The organism is Burkholderia sp. AU45274 (assembly GCF_030482505.1).
Lineage (GTDB): Bacteria > Pseudomonadota > Gammaproteobacteria > Burkholderiales > Burkholderiaceae > Burkholderia.
Genome location: NZ_JAUJQE010000004.1, coordinates 580286 through 596530, shown reverse-complemented (window position 1 = coordinate 596530; position 16245 = coordinate 580286). Strand labels below are relative to the sequence as shown.

Sequence of the window (16245 nt, the reverse complement as noted above, 5' to 3'; positions counted from 1 at the left end):
AACCTAGTAATCCGAATAAAGCCGCACCGGCGTCGGCGTGACGAGCCAGCTGCGTTGCGCGCGCGCGTCGAACGCATAGCGCAGGTACACGAGCGCCGAACTCGGCGCGTAGTCGTGCGACCGGTCGACCTTCAGCTGCGCGCCGACGCTCAGGTGCGGGTTCACGCGGTACTCGACGATCCCGTTGATCCCGTACGAGAACGACACGCCGCGCGTCGAGCTGCCCGTGTACACGAACCCGGCCGCCACCTGCGCGGCCCGCTGGTCCGACGACATCGGGTAATACAGCGAATCCTTCTCGTAGCTGTTCGAGATCCCGCCGGTGACGGTCAGGTCCCACGACAGCGCATCGTGCCGCCCCGCCCATTCGATCGGCACGCCGAGCGACAGGTAGCGTTGCGGGCTGTAGTAGCCGCCCTGCCCGTACGTGTAGTAGCGCAGGTTCTCCGCGTAGTGCCATGCGTTGCCGACGAGCCCGGTGCTGACCTTCATCGTCGCACGCTCGTACACGGGCACCGTGAAGCCGGTGCGCAGCGTGACTTCCGCGTTGCGTTCGACGTTGCGGCCGGACAGCACGCCCGCGCCGAGTTCCGCGAACAGGTTCGTGCGGCCGACGTCGACCGACGCGCGCAGGGTCACGCCGTCGCGGCGCACGCCGCCCCAGACCGCGCCCGTCCACGGGTCGCGCATCCCCGAGTACGACAGCACGCTGCTCGTTTCCGGCCGCCGCGATGCATTCACCGAGAAACTGGCCGGGCCGGCGTCGAAGCGATAGCGCACGCCGCCGACCAGGTAATGCACGGGGAAACCGAGCGGCGACGTGCCGAGATCGAAGCGCCATGCGTCCGTCAGGTAGCCGGCGCCGAGCGCGACGCCCGTGGCGGTCTGGTGCAGCGAGCCCGGCGGATTCGCGATCGATGCGGGGGTCAGCGCGTTCTGCGCCTTGAGCGCCGCGTAGCTGCCGAACGTGCTGAGCGAATACGCGTTCGGGTTGCTCGTGTCGAGCGTGCCCGGGTCGAGATGCACGGTGTCGATCTGCGCGAACACGTGCCCGTCGTAGCGGATCGGCATCTGCATGTAGATCGGCACCTGCTGCGCGCGATACGACGAGATGCCTTCGTCGCCCGACTTGTAGGCGGGCGTCCAGCCGGTTTCGATCTCGGGATTGCGCCGCTGCTGGAGATCCGCGAACGCGGCCTGCGCGGGCGTCAGTCCGTCACGGCCCGGGCTCACGCCCGTCGTGCGCTCCTGCGACTGCGACATCCGGTACAGCGACGCCGCATCGTCATAGCGCCCCTGCGCCTCGGCCACGCGGCCGGCCGCGACCGTCACGTCGGCGCGCGCCGGGTACGCGGCATGCAGCCGGTCGGTCACCTGCCCGGCTTCGTCCGGACGGCGCAGCGCATTCAGGCGGCGCACGGCCGACAGTTGCGTGTCGACGTCGTCGTCCGGCGTGCGGGCCAGCACCGCCTGCACGCGTGCAAGCGCCGCGGCCCGATTGCCGCTGTCCTCGTCGATGCGGGCCAGCGCGAGCTGCGTATCCGCATCGTCCGGCGTGCGCGCGACGGCCGGCGCAAGCGCGGCGCGCGCCGCATCGTAATGGCCTTGCGCACGTTCGAGATCGGCCAGTTCGAGCGCATAACGCTTGTCCGCGCGGCCGGCCGGGCTCGCGCGATCGAGCAGCTTGCGCGCCTGCGCGTAATCCTGCTGCGCGATCGCGTCGTCCGTCTGCCGCAGCACGAGCCGCAGCGACTGGTCCTCGATCCTCGCCGTCTGTGCGGGCGTCAGCGACGGTTCCCGGCGCAGCGTGTCGAGCCATGCGGCGAGCGCGTCGTCGCGCCCCGCGCTGCCGAGCAGGTCGCCGTAGCGCAGCCGCACGTCCGCGTCGGCTTCGCGCGGGTGCGCGGCGATCCAGTCGTGCAACGGTGCGAGCCCGCGGTCGGCTTCGCCCGCGTCGATCCATTGCGCGCCGATCGCGGCGAGCATGTCGGGATCGTCCGGCGCACTCGCCTGCGCCTGTGCGAGCGACGCGGCAAACGCCGTGCGGTCGCCGCGCGCGAGCGCGCCGCGTGCGTCGGCCAGCGCGCGTTGCGCATCGAGCTTGCGCGCGAGCGCGCGCATCCCGTCCGAACGGTGCGCGTCGTCGACCGGCGCGAGCGCGGCCTGCGCGCCCGCGACGTCGTCGAGCGAATTGCGGTACAGCGCGGTCGCGTAGCGCATCTCGGGCGTCGCGCTCTGCGCCAGCCCGTCGTCCATCACCGTGCGGCCGAGCTGCGGCAGCCCCATGTCGCGATAGAGGCGCGCGAGTGCGAAGCGCGTCCACGGCGCGTCGGGCGCCGCGCGCACGGCCGCCTCGTAGCGCTGCGCGGCGGGCCCGCGTTCGCCCTTGTCCGCCAGCGCACGCGCCTGGTCCGCGAGCAGGTCGGCACGCAGGCCGTCGAGCGCGCGCCGATCGTCGCGGCCCGTCACGCGGCCTTGCAGCGCACCGAGCAGCGGGCCGATCTGGTCCGCGCGGCCGGTGTTCTCGTACAGCGTGGCCGTGCCGCGCACGGCCGCGAGGTCCGGCGAACGTGCGGCCAGCAACTCGCGCAGCAACGGCTCCGCGCGTGCCCAGTCGCGCTGCGCGAGCAACGCGTCGGCAAGCTGCAGCTTCGCATCCGGGCTGTCCGGCTGCATCGCGAGTGCCGCGCGTGCGGCGCGCTCCTCGTCCTGCGGACGGCCTGCCGCGGCTGCCGCGCGGCCTTGCGCGAGCAGCCCCCAGAACTGCGCGGTGCGCGCGAGGCCCTGCCATTTGCCGCGCTGATCGGTCGACAGCGTCGCGGCGCGCGTGAACAACGTGCGCGCTTCGTCGTGCCGCCCTTCGCGCAGGCGCAGCAGGCCGAGCCCGCCGACCGCGTCGGCGTCGTCCGCCCGCGCCCGCGCGGCGCGCGTGAGCAGCGGATCGGCGCCGGCCAGGTCGCCGCGCGCGAGCGCCTGCAGGCCGCGCTGCCGTGCGATGTAGTCGGGATTGCGTTCGAGCTGGCGCTGCGCGTCGCGCTGGCGATCCAGTTCCGCGACGCGGTCGACGAATTCGGTATCGTCCGGCACGAGCACGAGATACGCATGCAGTGCATCGAGATACGCGGGATCGCTGCCGGCCGACTGCAGCACGCGCCGCCACAGCGCCATCGCCTCCGTATGGTCGGCGTCGGCGCGCTTCGCGAGCGCCCAGGCGATCCGGTTCGCCTCCGGCCGCGTGTCGGCACGCTGGTTCAAGAGCCGCGCGAGCGCCATCGTCGCGCTCGTGTCCTGCGGATCGGCCGCGACCGCGCGGCGCAGCGCGGCGATCGCCGGCTCGCGTCCGCCCGGCGCATTCGACACGATCTGGTAATACTCGGCGCCGAGCGCACCCGACGGCGCGCCGTTCGGAAACAGCGCGACGATCCGCCGGGCCGCTTCGTCCGCGCGGCCGCTGCGCGCGAGCAGGCGGATCTGTGCCATCTCGCCGCGCCCGCTCGTCGCAACGCGATATTCGTCAGCCACCCGCCGCGTGGCGGGCGCATTCGGCGACTGCGCCTGCAGCCGCGCGAGCGACGCCTGCGCGCCTTTCGCGTCGCCGAGCCGCAACAGCACGCGCACTTGTTCGGCCAGCAGCTCGGGATCGCCCGGCGCGATCAGCAGCCCCTTGCGCAGCGCGTCGCGCGCGAGGTCGTCGCGATGCTTGACGCCCCACATCCGCGCAGTGTCGAGCAGACGCTGCGCATCGGCGGACGCGGCAGTCGCCGGCGCTGCGGGTTTCGCCAGCGGCGTGTGCGCGGCGGTGCCCGGCGCCGCCGCGCACACCGACGACGCGAGCCACGCGAATCCCGCGACGTGCGGCGCGGCGCGCTTCAGCGGGCGGCGCACGAGCGGCCTCCCCAGCGGGCGTCGAGCGTGCCGTCCGCGCCGAACCGGTAGCGCCCGTCGCGCCAGCCGAGCCCGAACAGCGTCAGCACGCTCGTGTAGTAACCGGGCGGCGACTGGCGCGCGAGCGTATCGACACGCGCCGCCTGGGCATCGGCCAGCGCGCGCTGGCCGCGTGCGTCGAGGAACGGCACGGCCGCCGCCGAGAAGCCGCCGTTGCCGTCGTTCGGCCCGGCGACGCCGGTCGTCGTGTCGACCTTCTCCGGCGGCGCGCCATGTGCGGCGATATGGTCGGCGAACGGCGCAAAACGCGCGAGCAGCGGCGCGGCGAGCGGATCGGCGCGGTCGAGCATGCCGGCCCACAGATACACGCGAATCGCGTTGTACGCGCTCTCCGCATGCGTGTCGCGATCGGGCCCGAACCCCGTGCCCGCGCGATACAGCGCCCAGTCGGGCGAAAAGCCTTTCGGTGCGGTGTCGAGCAGCACGCGGCCGGTGCTGGCGGCGAGCGCGGCCCAGCGCTTGTCGTCGGGCAGGCGCGCGCCGAGCGCACGGATCACCTGCGGCGGCGAATAGCTCGGGTTCACGCGCCACTGGCCGTCGGCGAGCTTGAACCCGGTCGGCCCGGGCAGCAGCGTGAGACCGAGGCCCGGCACGGTCGCCGTCTCGACGTCGAGCACGCGCTTCGCGAGCAGCGCGCCGCGCGCCGTGTAGCTGCGTTCGTGCCACAGCCGCCCGGCCTCGACGAGCGCATACGCGATCCACAGGTCGGCGTCCGATGCCGCGTTCGCGTCGAGCACGCGCCACGCGCCGTCGGGCGCGCGGCCCCACAGCCACGCGGGCAGGTGCGCGCTCAGGTCGCCCTGCGCGAGATTGTTCTCGGTCCATGCGAGGATCGTGTCGAACATGCGCCGGTCGTTCGCGACCAGCGCGAAGAAAAGTCCATACGCCTGCCCCTCCGATACCGTGCGTGAATCGGCCGAGCCGACGTCGATCACGCGGCCGTCGGCCGAGATGAAATCGCGCTTGAACGCGTCCCAGCGCGGCCACGACGCACTGCATCCCGCGTCGGCCGCAGCGGCTCCCGCGGCCTGCGCGCGCGTGGCCATGCCGGCCGCCGCGCACGTCATCGCCACCGCCAGCGCGAGTGCCGCGCCGACGCGCCGCGCCGGCCGCGTTGCCCGTCGCTTCGCCATTGCCCGCGCCATCCGTTACATCCCCCGTCGACGCGCGGCGATTCTCTGCAGCACGCTGAACACGCCGAGCGCCAGCAGCAGCCCCGCCACGACGCCGACCGCGCCCAGCACGACCGGATGCCGCGCCGCCTGCGTCCACACCCGCGCATACCACGGCACGAACCCGACCACGTAAGGCTCGCCGACGCGCAGGCTGTCGACCTGCCCCGGCCGCACCAGCGCCAGGTCGCCCTGCAGCTGCGACACGAGCCCGGCGTTCTCGAACACGTTGAGCAGATCGCCGAGGCGCGGCTGGTCGGTCGCCGTCAGCGCGACGACGCTGCGCCCCCGGCTGCCCGGCAGCTCGAACCCGGCGAGCGCCGCGAGCGAGCCCGTCTGCTCGATGTGCGCGCCGCCTTCGGTCAGGCCGACGCCGTTGCGCCAGCGCTCCTTCACCGAGAAGGCGATGCGCGCGGCGCCCTCGCCGCCCGCGCTGCCCTGCTCGCCGATCACGAGCGGCAGCGCCGAGCGCCAGTGCGCGAGCAGCGGCGACGCGGGCGAGCCGTCGATCACGAGGAGATCCTTGCTGCCCGACAGCGCGGCGACGTCGCCGGGCCGCGCGACCTGCACGCGCAGCGCGGGGAAGCCGGTCCATTCGCCCATGTGGCCGAGCATCGTCAGGTAGGCCTCGAGCTCCTGCGGCGAGGGCCGGTCGGGCATCACGACGGCCGTCTGCGACAGGTCGGCGAAGCGCGTGAACGGGAAGCCGCTGTTCGCGAAGAACGCCAGGTTCGGCAACTGCGCGTAATGGACGAAGTGCGAGAAGTCGATCGTCGAATCGGGATCGATCGCCGCACGCTGCGGCTCGGTCGCCGTGCTCGAGCACAGGCCCGTCTTCTGCGAGTCGAGCGTGAAGCGGAACTGCAGCTGGTTGCCGCTGCCGACCCGGAACGCCGGGATGTCGACGTCGCTCGTCACGCGCCCTTCCGGCACCGACAGCAACGGCAGCTGCATGCGGCCGTGCGCGTCCTCGGCATGGGCCGGCCCGAGCCGGTACGACTTCACGAGCTGGTCGTTGATCTCGACGGCAAGCGTCGAGTTGTCCTGCACCGTCGGCGCCGTGTAGCGGTAGCGCAGCGTGATCGGCACGCCCGCGCCGTTCCACGAATGGAGGTCGGACGGCACGCGCAGGTTCAGGCGAATGGCGTCGGGCGACGTGCCGCGCACTTCCAGCTCGCGCGTATCGGACACGAGCTCGCGGAACGTGATCGGCCGGTTCACCGGCAGCCAGCGCGGCGCGTCGTACGGTTTGCGCGGCGCGCCGAGATCGACGTGCGCGACCGTCGCCGACGGCCCCGACAGCGCCGCGCGGCCCAGCACGAGCGTCGCGACCGCATCGTCGACCTCGGCCGCCGTGCGGCCCGTGACGACGAGCAGCTTGCGCCCCGGCGCGGCCGGGTTGTCGGCCACCGCGAGCAGCGGGCCGTTGATCGACGGCAGCGCGAGGCCGGCCGGCAGCGTCGCGGCCGTGCCGATCACCACCGCTTGGTCGTCGGCCGGCAGCCCGGTCGACACCGGGAAGCGCGCATGCCGGTAGTCGGCCAGCGCGCCGAACCACGACGCGAGCACGCCCGCGCTGCGCAGCGTCGCCGAATCGGGCGACGCCGGCAGCACGAACGGCAGCCGCACGCGGCCGTTGTCGCGCCGGTCGAAGAACGGCGCGGGCAGCAGCGCGAGATCGTTCGGCAGGCGGACCGGCGATTCGTCGAGGATCAGCTCGCTCTTCGGGCTCACGTCGGCCCACAGCGCCGAGTTCGACGGATCCTCGCAATGGTCGAGCGTGTAGTGCGCGATCAGGCGCAGGCCGATCTGGTTGAAATCCGAGAAGTAGCGCGGATCGATCGGGATCTCTTGCGTGACCGTGCGGCCCGCCTGCGCGGCGTCGAACGGGACGGTCGCGATGACCTCGCCGTTCACCGACACCTTCAGGTGCGACATCGGGAACACCAGCGACGGCGAATACGCGTAGGTCAGGCGCAGCCGCGCGCCGGTGACCACGCGGTCGAGTCGCACGCCCGCATTGATCGTGCGGGCGTCGTCGGCGCCGCGCAGGCGCAGCGGATCGAACGCGCCGAGCGACGCGAACGGCAGGCGCACCGTCGTCACCGGCAGGCCGGCTGGGCTCGCGCTGGCCGCCGCGGGCGCGGCCGCAAGCACCGGCGCCGGCGCAGCGCCGGACGCGGCCGCAACTGGCACGGCCGGCATCGGCGCGGCCGACAGCGCGGCGGCATGAAAGGCGCCGGCCATCGCGGCCGAGAGGATGAGCAGCGACACGGCCGGCTTCATGCGGCACTCCGTTTCATCAGGATCATCCGGTCGTCCGTCGCATCGAAATCGATGCCCGCAAAGCAGCTATGCCCGTGAGTGAACATCCCCACTGCTTCCCTCATATGTATCCAACTGGCCTGATTCATTTATCGAAACGATGCGGCGATTTCTTTAATCGCGCGGCATCGTGCTACGCGCGCCTGGCACCGGCACACGCCCATTCGTCACACTATCTCAAAAACAGGACAAAACTCACCACGATTCGCGACATTGAAGCGAAAAAACCTCAATCCGGTCGGAAATGCTGCACGAGAGGGATGAATGGTAAGAATTGCGCCGTTGTCGCCCGGCAGGCCGAACGGCATACTGCCGGCGCGGATCGGCTGGCCGGCGGCGGTCCGTTGCAGACCACCCCGGCTGAACACGCGGCCGCGAGGCGGCGCGTATGCTACCGCAATCCGCGCTACCGGACGTGCTTTCTTTCACGGAAAACTGACTTGAATCAAATCGTCGACACTGCCACCCCGTCCCCCGATACGCTGCTGCGCATCATCGCCGTGCAGACCGAGATCGCGAAGCTCGGCCTCGATCTCGGCAGCGTGATGGCCTATGTGGCCGAGCAGGTGCCGCAGCTCACCGGCGCGAGCGCCGCCGCGGTCGAATTCGCCGAGGGCGACGACATGGTGTACCGCGCCGCGTCGGGCACGGCCGCCGGGATGCTCGGCCTGCGGCTGCGGCGCTCGGGCAGCCTGTCGGGCCTGTGCGTGCAGCAAGGCGCGTTGCTGCACTGCATCGACTCGGAAACCGACCCGCGCGTCGATCGCGACGCCTGCCGGCGGGTCGGCCTGCGCTCGATGCTCGTGATGCCGCTCACCCATGCCGACACGACCGTCGGCGTGCTGAAAGTGATGTCGCCGGAAGTCGACGGCTTTTCGCAGGCCGACGCGGCCACGCTGCGGCTGACGGCCGACCTGATCGCCGCCGCGATGTTCCACGCGGCGCGCAACGAGGCGAACGAACTGTACCTGCGCGCGACACACGACGCGCTCACGGGCCTGCCCAACCGCGCGCTGTTCTACGACCGCCTGCGGCAGTCGATGCACACGACGCTGCGCGCGAACGGCCGGCTCGGCATCCTCAACATCGACATGGACGGGCTGAAGCCGATCAACGACGGGTTCGGCCATCGCGCGGGCGACGCGACGCTGCGCGAGATCGCCACGCGGATGCAGGGGGCGGTGCGGCGCTCGGACACGGTCGCACGCATCGGCGGCGACGAATTCGCGGTGATCCTGCCGAACATCGGCAATCGCGACGATGCGCATGCGCAAAGCACGCGGCTCGCGCGCCAGGTCGGTGAACCGTTCGAATTCGAGGGGCGCCCGATGCGGCTCGGCGTCAGCGTCGGGATCGCGCTGCTGCCCGACGACGGCACCGACATGAACGCGCTGATCGAGCATGCGGACCAGGCGATGTATGAAGTGAAACGCACGCGGTCGCAACGGGTCGCTCACGCGTAACGCGGCTCGGCCAGCCGGCGGCGGCGGCTGCCTTGAACGGGCGCTAGCCGATCTGCGGAACGGCGATCGCGAGCCCGACCACGAGCCACTGGACGATCGCGACGAGCACACCGGCCCGGCACAGCCCGACCGCACCGCGCACGCGTGCGTCGAGTGCGCGCCCGGCCTTCGACGCATCGATCCAGCCGAGATCGGCGAGTGCGCGGTCGAGCGCCGCGAGGCCGTCGTCGACCGATCCGTCGCCCGCCGCCGCACGCGCGAGCGCGGCGAACAGCCGGCGGTCGATCTCGATGCGCACCGCGTACCACAGCGCCGCGATCCCCGACCCGGTGCTGACCACCGCCAGCAGCACGCGGGCGATCGTCGCCGGCGCCCAGCCCGACGCGATCCACCAGCCGGCGCCGGCCGCGGCCAGCGCGGCCGCGATCGCCCACGCACCCGCATCGAGCGCGCCGCGCGCGGCGGCAATCCTGAATGGCGCGGACGGGTCGCGCATCACGCGCCTCCCGCGCCGCGACGGCGATCGATCCACTGCTGCAGCACGGCCACGCCGTCGTCCGACCACACCGCATGCGGCCGCACCGCACGCACCGCGGCCAGCGCGTCGCGCGCATCGCCGAGCCCGCGTCGCGCCGCCAGCCACGCGGCCGCGCACAGCACGCTGCGCCCGTAGCCGAGCGCGCAGCAGACCAGCACGTCGCGCCCTTCCCTGTGCAGGCTTTCGAGCGCCGCGACGGCCTGCGCGAGTTGCCCGGCCGTCGGCGCGACGAGATCGAGCTGCGGCACGGTCGCATACGCGAGCGACGCATCCACCGACGCCCAGCGCGGCATTTCAGCGGTCAGGTCGACCAGCGCCGTGAAGCCGTGGCGGCGCACGTCGCGTGTCGTCGGCGTACGCCCGATCGACACGCGTTCGTCGATCCGCACCGGCGCCGGCTGCCGGAACGTCCACAGCCGCGAATTGATGAACGCGCCCGCAATCGTCGGCGCGAGCAGCCAGCGCATGACGACCGGGAACCGCCCGAGCGCGTCCTTCTGGAAGGCGCCGGGCGCGCCGCGCCGGTAGATCCACGCGACACAGGCGAGCGCCAGCGCGACCCACCCGGCCGCCAGCGCCCAGCCGGGCGCGCGCGGCACGCACCCGAGCGCCACGAGCGCGAGCGCCGCCGCGCCAAGCGCATAGCGGCGCGCGAGCGCACGGCCGGCCGCGCCCGGCGACGCATCGGCGCCCGGCAGCCGGCCCGCGGCATCGCGCAGCGGAAACAGGAACAGCGCGAGACAGCCGACGGCCGCGCCGGTCGGCACGTCGATCGCGTGATGCTGGTAGGTGGTCAGCACCGACACGCCGATCGCCGCGAACCACAGGTGCAGCACGCCGCGCGCGAGCGTGCCGCGCAGGTGCTTCGCATACACGGCCCACAGCACGACGAGCAACCCGATGTGCAGCGACGGCGCCTGGTTGAACGGCTTGTCGAAGCCCATCAGCAGCGTGAACAGCGCACCGGCCACGCCGCCGGCGTCGGGCCGCTCGAACCCGAAGCGCAGCGGCCACGCGATGAAGCACGCGACCGAGATCAGCTGCACGGTCAACAGCCGCTTCACGTGATCGAGCAGGTCGGCGCGGCGCGTCCAGAAAAAGAACGACAGCGCATACAGCAGGTCGATCGACCAGTACGGCACGATCGTCCACGGCACGAACGGGATCGCGTGCTCCCAGCCGAACGCGAAGGTCGGCACCGCCGCGCGGCGTGCGGCGAGCCAGTTCGCGAAACCGTAGGTCGAGAAGAACACGGCCCCCATCACCGCGAGCCAGCCGAAACGCAGCGCGAACGACGCGTCGCGCGCGCCGGCGCCGGCCGCCGGGGCCGGTTCGGCGAGGTCGCTCGCGCCGCCGCCGAGCGCGCTCATGACGCGTCGACCCGCTGCGCGAGGCTGACCGTGAAGATGCCCATTTCGTCGATCCGCTGGTCGAGCTTGCGGAAGCCCGCGCGCGCGACGAGCTCGTCCATCTCGGCCTGCGAGCGGCGGCGCATCACCCAGGTCGCTTCGCCGCGGTGATTGTTCAGCGCACGGGCGATGAACTCGAGCTGCGGATGCCACGGCTGCCCCGTATAGACGAGATAGCCGCCCGGCGGCACGGCCTGCGCGAGCCCGCGCAGCGAGCGCTCGATCAGCGCGTTCTCGCCGAACAGCTCGTAGAGGCCCGACACGATCGCGAGCGTCGGACGCGGCTCGAGCGTCGCGAGCGATGCCTCGTCGAACGCGTCGCCGCGCTCGAAGCGCGCGATCGACTCGAGGCCGCGCTGCGCGATCAGCACGCGCCCGGCCTCGACGTTCGGCGGGCTGTAGTCGCGCAGCGTGATGTCGTCGGGCGCCGCGCCGTCGCGCTCGGCGGCCGACGCGATCGCGTCGAGCACGTAGCGCCCGTGCCCGGCCGCGATGTCGACGATCCGCACCGGTGCGCCGTGGCCGCGCAGGCGGCCGATCGCCGCCCCGATCAGCTCCTGCAGATGCACCTTGCGCTGGCGGATGCCGACCCAGCCCGGCGAATCGAGATAGGTGCGGTCGATCAGCGCGCCGACGCCGAGCCGCCCTTGCGCGCGGTTGCGGTACACGTAGTCGAGTGTCGAGCCCGAATCGAAGCCGAGGCGCAGCCCGAGCGCGATGCCGTCCGACAGCGCGCCGCCGGCCTTCAGGCCGGCGCGCGTGAGCGCCCAGTACGCCCGCGCGAACGCATTCGCGGGCGGCCGGCCGAGCGCCGCGTATTCGTCGTGGAACGCGCCGCGCCGGTCGGCGTCGGCGAGCGACACGCGCGGGCTCGGCGCATCGAATTCGCGCAGCACGAATGCACGCAGCGGGGCGAGCGCCTGCGCGCGGTCGCGTTCGCCGAGCGTGTCGTGATAGAAGCCCGGCAGCACGATGCGCTCCTTGCGCGCGGCGCCGAGGCGTTCGAAGAAGCGGTCCTGCGGGCCGCGATGCACGACCCAGTCGGCGCCGGAGATCAGCAGCTGCGTCGGCACGGTGATCGCGGCCGCGTCGGCGACGATCCGCTGCGCGGTGTCGTGCAGGTCGAGCAGCATGTTGACCGCGATCGGCCGCGTGATCAGCGGATCGGACGCATAGCTCGCGATCCGCTCGGGATCGTGCGTGAGGAATTTCGGCTTCACGTAGCTGTTCACGTAGAACAGCCCGCGCAGCTTGTGCATCAACCGCAGGCCCGGCCGCGCGAACGGCACGTAGAGCTTGATGTGGAACGCCGGCGACGCGACGACGAGCGCGCGGATCGGCGGCGCGTAGTCGTGCGCCCAGGTGGCCGCGAGCACCGCGCCGACGCTCTGGCCGACCACCGCCATGTCCTCGATCGCGATGCCGTGCGAGTCGCGGATATGTTCGACGAAGGTCTGCAGGTCGCGCACCGATGCGGCCGCGCTCGGGCTGTAGCCGCGCGCGCCGGGCGAGCGGCCGTGGCCGCGCGCATCCCATGCGAAAAATGCGAAATCGGGCAGGTCGAGCTCGTCGACCAGGTGCGCGACGCGCGCCGAGTGTTCGTGGCCGCGGTGCAGCAACACGATGGCGCCGCGGCAGCGCGGGCCCGTGGCGGGCCAGTGACGATAGAACAGCGTTTCGCCGTCGTGCGTGATGAAGTCGGCCTCGCGGGCCATGCGTGCGCTCATGCGTTTCTCTCTCGTTTCGTTATTCGAATCTTGGTGCGCCGCCCTCCGGCGCCCGGTACCGCAACTGTGTTGACGACTGTTTCAACCGCCGCTTCAACTGCCCTTTCAACCGCCCTTTTCCGCGATGCCGGCCTGCACGCGCCGCACCACGGTCACGAGCGACAGCACGATCAGCAGGCGCCACAGCCAGACGGCGACGCCGCCGACCGGAAAGCCGAGCCCGATCCACAGCGCGAACGCGCCGAGCGCGAGCGCGCGGTCGCTCTTGCCGAACGGGCCGTCGTAGCGGCGGCTGACGCCGACCAGCGGGCCGATCAGCCCCGCGCATTCGACGATCACCGCCGTCAGCGCGAACAGCCAGACGTCTGCCGGAGCGAACGCGGAAATCGCGAGAAACGGCAGCACCAGCGCGACATCGGACACGACGTCGCCGAGCTCGTTCAGGTACGCGCCGAGCGTGCTCTTCTGGCCGTGCTCGCGCGCGAGCATCCCGTCGATCGCGTTGAGCGCCATGCGCGCGAACAGCCACAGCGGGATCAGCAGGAACAGCGCGCGGGCAAACACGCCGAGGCCGGCGAGCGCGCCGACGACGATCGAGCCGCCGGCCGCGAACAGCGTGACCTGGTTGGCCGTTACGCCGCGTTCGGCGAGCGAGTTCGCGAACGGGCGCAGGGTGTTCTGGAATTTGGGTTTGAGTGCGTAGAGGCTCATCGTTTTATTTGCGCGGCACAGTCGGATACATTTCCCGCCGCCATGCCCCGGGCGGCGAAACGGCCTTGGACGGCCTTCCATGGACGGCCCTCATCGTCGCCGAGCGGCCCCGATGCGTCAAGCACGCGCCCGGCCCGCACGCGCGGCGCCAATCTGGCGTTTTTGACGGAAACTCGCGATAATCCGCTGGCCCGATCGCAGCGAGATCCATTCGAACTGCAAACGGGCACGCGTGCAACAGCCGATTATCACGCCGCCGACCGGCGCATTCGCCGCGACGCAACAGCGTATGACGGCGACTCGTCCGATTATCGCGGACCTGCGACAGGCAGCCACGAATTTGAAAAAATTTAAACAAGGGCCGTCCGGCGCGCATCCTGCCGCGCCGGCATTCCGGGGTCCCGCCCGCCGCTCATGCGCAGCGGGCCATGCAGGCACGCAGGAGGCGCAGCGCCGATGAACATCCTCAACGTCTGGCAGCGCGATTTCCTGCTGTCCATCGTGCGGCTCGTCGCCGGTGCGTATCCGGTCTGGCATCAGGCGCCGCCGTCCCCGACACAGAAGATCTACTTCTCGAACCACACGAGCCACATCGACACGCTCGCGATCCTCGCCGCGCTGCCGCGCAACGTGCGCGCGGTCGTGCGGCCGGTCGCCGCGCGCGACTACTGGGACAGCAGCGACATGAAGCGCCACATCGCGCAGAAGCTGCTGAACGTCGTGCTGATCGACCGCCACCGCGAATCCGGCGGTGACCCGCTCGATCCGGTGCGCGACGCGCTCAAGCAGGGCCATTCGATCATCATCTTCCCGGAAGGCACGCGCGGCGCCGAGATCCTGCCGCAGCCGTTCAAGAGCGGGCTGTTCCACCTCGCGACCGAGTTTCCGGACGTCGCGCTCGCGCCCGTCTATCTCGAGAACCTGCAGCGGATCATGCCGAAGGGCGCGATCTGGCCGGTGCCGCTGATCTGCAAGGTGCACTTCGGCGCGAACGAACAGCGCGGCGCCGACGAGGACAAGCCGACATTCCTCGCCCGCATGCGCGACGCGGTCGTCGCGCTCGCGCCGCCGCAGCGGCCGGCCGGCTGAACGCGGCGCCCTCTTCTCCCTTTTCCGGATATCAATAATGCGAACCATTTTCTGGGAACTGGTCGCGGGCGTCACGGGCGTGCTCGTCGTCGCGACCGTGATCGGCGCGATCCTCGGCGCACGCAGCGGCGGCACCAGCGCGACCATCGTCAACCTGAACCAGCGCATCCGTGCGTGGTGGGCGATGATCGCGATCATGGCCATCGCGATCGGCCTCGGCAACAACATCACCTATCTCGTGTTCGCGGTGCTGTCCTACCTGACGCTGCGCGAATTCATCACGCTCACGCCCACCACGCCGAGCGACCATACGACGCTGTTCATCGCGTTCTTCGTCGCGATCCCCGTGCAATACCTGCTGCTCGGGATCAACTGGTACGGGATGTATTCGATCTTCGTGCCCGTGCACCTGTTCTTCGCGATGTCGCTCGTGTCGGCGCTCACGCAGGACACGCGCGACTTCCTGAGCCGCAACGCGAAGATCAACTGGGCGCTGATGGTGTGCGTGTACGGGCTGAGCCATGCGCCGGCCGTGCTGATCCTCGACATTCCGCACTACGCGGGGCAGAACGCGCTGCTGCTGTTCTTCTTCCTGTTCGTCGTGCAGATCAGCGACGTGCTGCAGTACGTGGTCGGCAAGCTGTTCGGCAAGCGCAAGATCGCGCCGCAGCTGTCGCCGTCGAAGACGATCGAGGGTTTCATCGGCGGCGGCCTGCTGGCCACGCTGTGCGGCGCCTCGCTGTATCGCGTGACGCCGTTCAGCTTCGGTTCGGCGTTCGGCATCTCGCTCGCGATCGTGATCGCGGGCTTCGTCGGCGGCCTCGTGCTGTCGGCCGTCAAGCGCTCGCTCGGCACCAAGGACTGGGGCTCGATGATCGCGGGCCACGGCGGGATGCTCGATCGCGTCGACTCGATCTGCTTCGCCGCGCCGGTGTTCTTCCACCTCGTGCGGTATCTGTACGTGTGATGCGCGGGCGGCGCCACGCCGCCCGTTCCTGCGCGCGATGGATCAGTACCCTTCGCGCAAGGCCTTCGGCACGACGTAGCGGCCACGCGCCGCGTCGAACTTCACCGTATGGCGCGCGTGGATCGTCCTGTCGCCGCGCGTGCCCGTTTCCGTGACCGTCAGCGGATAGACGTCGCCGGCGCCGGTCAGGTCCGGCGCGATCTCGAAGCGGCGTTCCTCGCAGCGCGCCCGCGCGTGCGCGCATTCGGTCGACTCCGCGTTGTCGAGCGCCTCGTCGATGCGCGCCGCCGCCAGCACCAGTGCATTGCCGACCGGCAGCCAGATCGCGCGGAAGCGTTGCGAATAGCCTTGCCGCGTGTCGCTTTCGCCGATGACGAACCCGAACAGATGCGGCCCGAGCCGCTCGATACGCACCGTGCCCGGCTCGCCGCGCCCGCCCGACGCGATCTCCGTTTTCTTCATGGCCGGCTCGAGCGTCTTGCCGTCCGCCGCCGGTTTCAGCACGTACAGGTCGATCGTGCCGGTCGTCGCGTCCGTATCCATGCCCGGCATCCCGTTCTGCACGGCCGCCTCGGTCTCGCCGCACATCGCGAGCAGCGTGCGCGGGCCCTCCGCGGTCGCGACGCGCAGCGAGCCGCATGGTGCATAGACAAGATCGTCCCCGTCCGCCTGCCAGCCCTTGCGGTCCGCACGCCAGTTGCCATAGCTGTCGTGGATGAACGTGCGCAGCAGCCGGTCGGCCACCGCCGGCTCGATCGCGTGCGCCGCAGCCGGCAACGTCAACGCCGGCACCGCACACGCAGCGGACAGCCCCAGGCGTCGCACCAGGGGAGGAATGGATGAAATCATGTCGGCGTCGCCAGGAATGAGAAACGGTGCGGGAAGCAAACGGCCAGCGG

11 protein-coding genes are annotated in these 16245 nt (G+C 71.3%); 3 read left to right on the top strand and 8 right to left on the bottom strand.

Going from position 1 to position 16245, the window contains the following annotated elements; genetic code table 11:
- Positions 1-3: 3 nt before the first annotated feature.
- The 3 genes from QZM35_RS18580 to bcsB are packed head-to-tail and all read right to left on the bottom strand — an operon-like array spanning position 4 to position 7403.
- Positions 4-3885, bottom strand: coding sequence for a cellulose synthase subunit BcsC-related outer membrane protein (locus QZM35_RS18580; protein WP_301776586.1), 3882 nt, complete (start codon positions 3883-3885; stop codon positions 4-6).
- On the bottom strand, positions 3870-5090 hold the full coding sequence (gene bcsZ / locus QZM35_RS18575) for a cellulose synthase complex periplasmic endoglucanase BcsZ (RefSeq protein ID WP_301776585.1): 1221 nt from the start codon (positions 5088-5090) through the stop codon (positions 3870-3872). Before bcsZ ends, QZM35_RS18580 begins: the two co-directional genes overlap by 16 nt.
- 3 nt (positions 5091-5093) lie before the next feature.
- The gene (bcsB, locus tag QZM35_RS18570) at positions 5094-7403 is read right to left on the bottom strand and encodes a cellulose biosynthesis cyclic di-GMP-binding regulatory protein BcsB (RefSeq protein WP_301776584.1); all 2310 of its coding nucleotides are present in this window, start codon (positions 7401-7403) and stop codon (positions 5094-5096) included.
- Positions 7404-7882: 479 nt separating this feature from the next.
- Here bcsB and QZM35_RS18565 point away from each other — a divergent pair, with 479 nt between their 5' ends.
- Complete coding sequence (locus QZM35_RS18565) at positions 7883-8905, top strand: sensor domain-containing diguanylate cyclase (RefSeq protein WP_301776583.1); 1023 nt, start codon at positions 7883-7885, stop codon at positions 8903-8905.
- A gap of 43 nt (positions 8906-8948) precedes the next feature.
- On the opposite strand, the gene QZM35_RS18560 is transcribed toward QZM35_RS18565, so the two are convergent.
- The 4 genes from QZM35_RS18560 to QZM35_RS18545 all read right to left on the bottom strand — a co-directional run bounded on the left by QZM35_RS18560 (position 8949) and on the right by QZM35_RS18545 (position 13290).
- Positions 8949-9401 (bottom strand): hypothetical protein, encoded by a 453-nt coding sequence (locus QZM35_RS18560; RefSeq protein WP_089472586.1) that lies wholly within the window; start codon positions 9399-9401, stop codon positions 8949-8951.
- On the bottom strand, positions 9401-10813 hold the full coding sequence (locus QZM35_RS18555; RefSeq protein WP_301776582.1) for a phosphatase PAP2/dual specificity phosphatase family protein: 1413 nt from the start codon (positions 10811-10813) through the stop codon (positions 9401-9403). Before QZM35_RS18555 ends, QZM35_RS18560 begins: the two co-directional genes overlap by 1 nt.
- Positions 10810-12579, bottom strand: a complete 1770-nt coding sequence (locus tag QZM35_RS18550; RefSeq protein ID WP_301776581.1) for a bifunctional alpha/beta hydrolase/class I SAM-dependent methyltransferase — start codon at positions 12577-12579, stop codon at positions 10810-10812. Before QZM35_RS18550 ends, QZM35_RS18555 begins: the two co-directional genes overlap by 4 nt.
- A 105-nt stretch (positions 12580-12684) precedes the next feature.
- The gene (locus QZM35_RS18545; RefSeq protein ID WP_301776580.1) at positions 12685-13290 is read right to left on the bottom strand and encodes a CDP-alcohol phosphatidyltransferase family protein; all 606 of its coding nucleotides are present in this window, start codon (positions 13288-13290) and stop codon (positions 12685-12687) included.
- Between the two features lie 456 nt (positions 13291-13746).
- On the opposite strand from QZM35_RS18545, the gene QZM35_RS18540 reads away from it, so the two are divergent.
- Both QZM35_RS18540 and QZM35_RS18535 read left to right on the top strand, forming a co-directional pair.
- Positions 13747-14379, top strand: a complete 633-nt coding sequence (locus tag QZM35_RS18540; RefSeq protein WP_071334306.1) for a lysophospholipid acyltransferase family protein — start codon at positions 13747-13749, stop codon at positions 14377-14379.
- A gap of 37 nt (positions 14380-14416) precedes the next feature.
- Positions 14417-15346 (top strand): phosphatidate cytidylyltransferase, encoded by a 930-nt coding sequence (locus QZM35_RS18535; protein WP_089425119.1) that lies wholly within the window; start codon positions 14417-14419, stop codon positions 15344-15346.
- A gap of 42 nt (positions 15347-15388) precedes the next feature.
- Here the strand turns inward: QZM35_RS18535 and QZM35_RS18530 are convergent, their stop codons facing one another.
- On the bottom strand, positions 15389-16195 hold the full coding sequence (locus QZM35_RS18530) for a topoisomerase IV (RefSeq protein WP_301776579.1): 807 nt from the start codon (positions 16193-16195) through the stop codon (positions 15389-15391).
- Between the last annotated feature and the right edge of the window lie 50 nt (positions 16196-16245).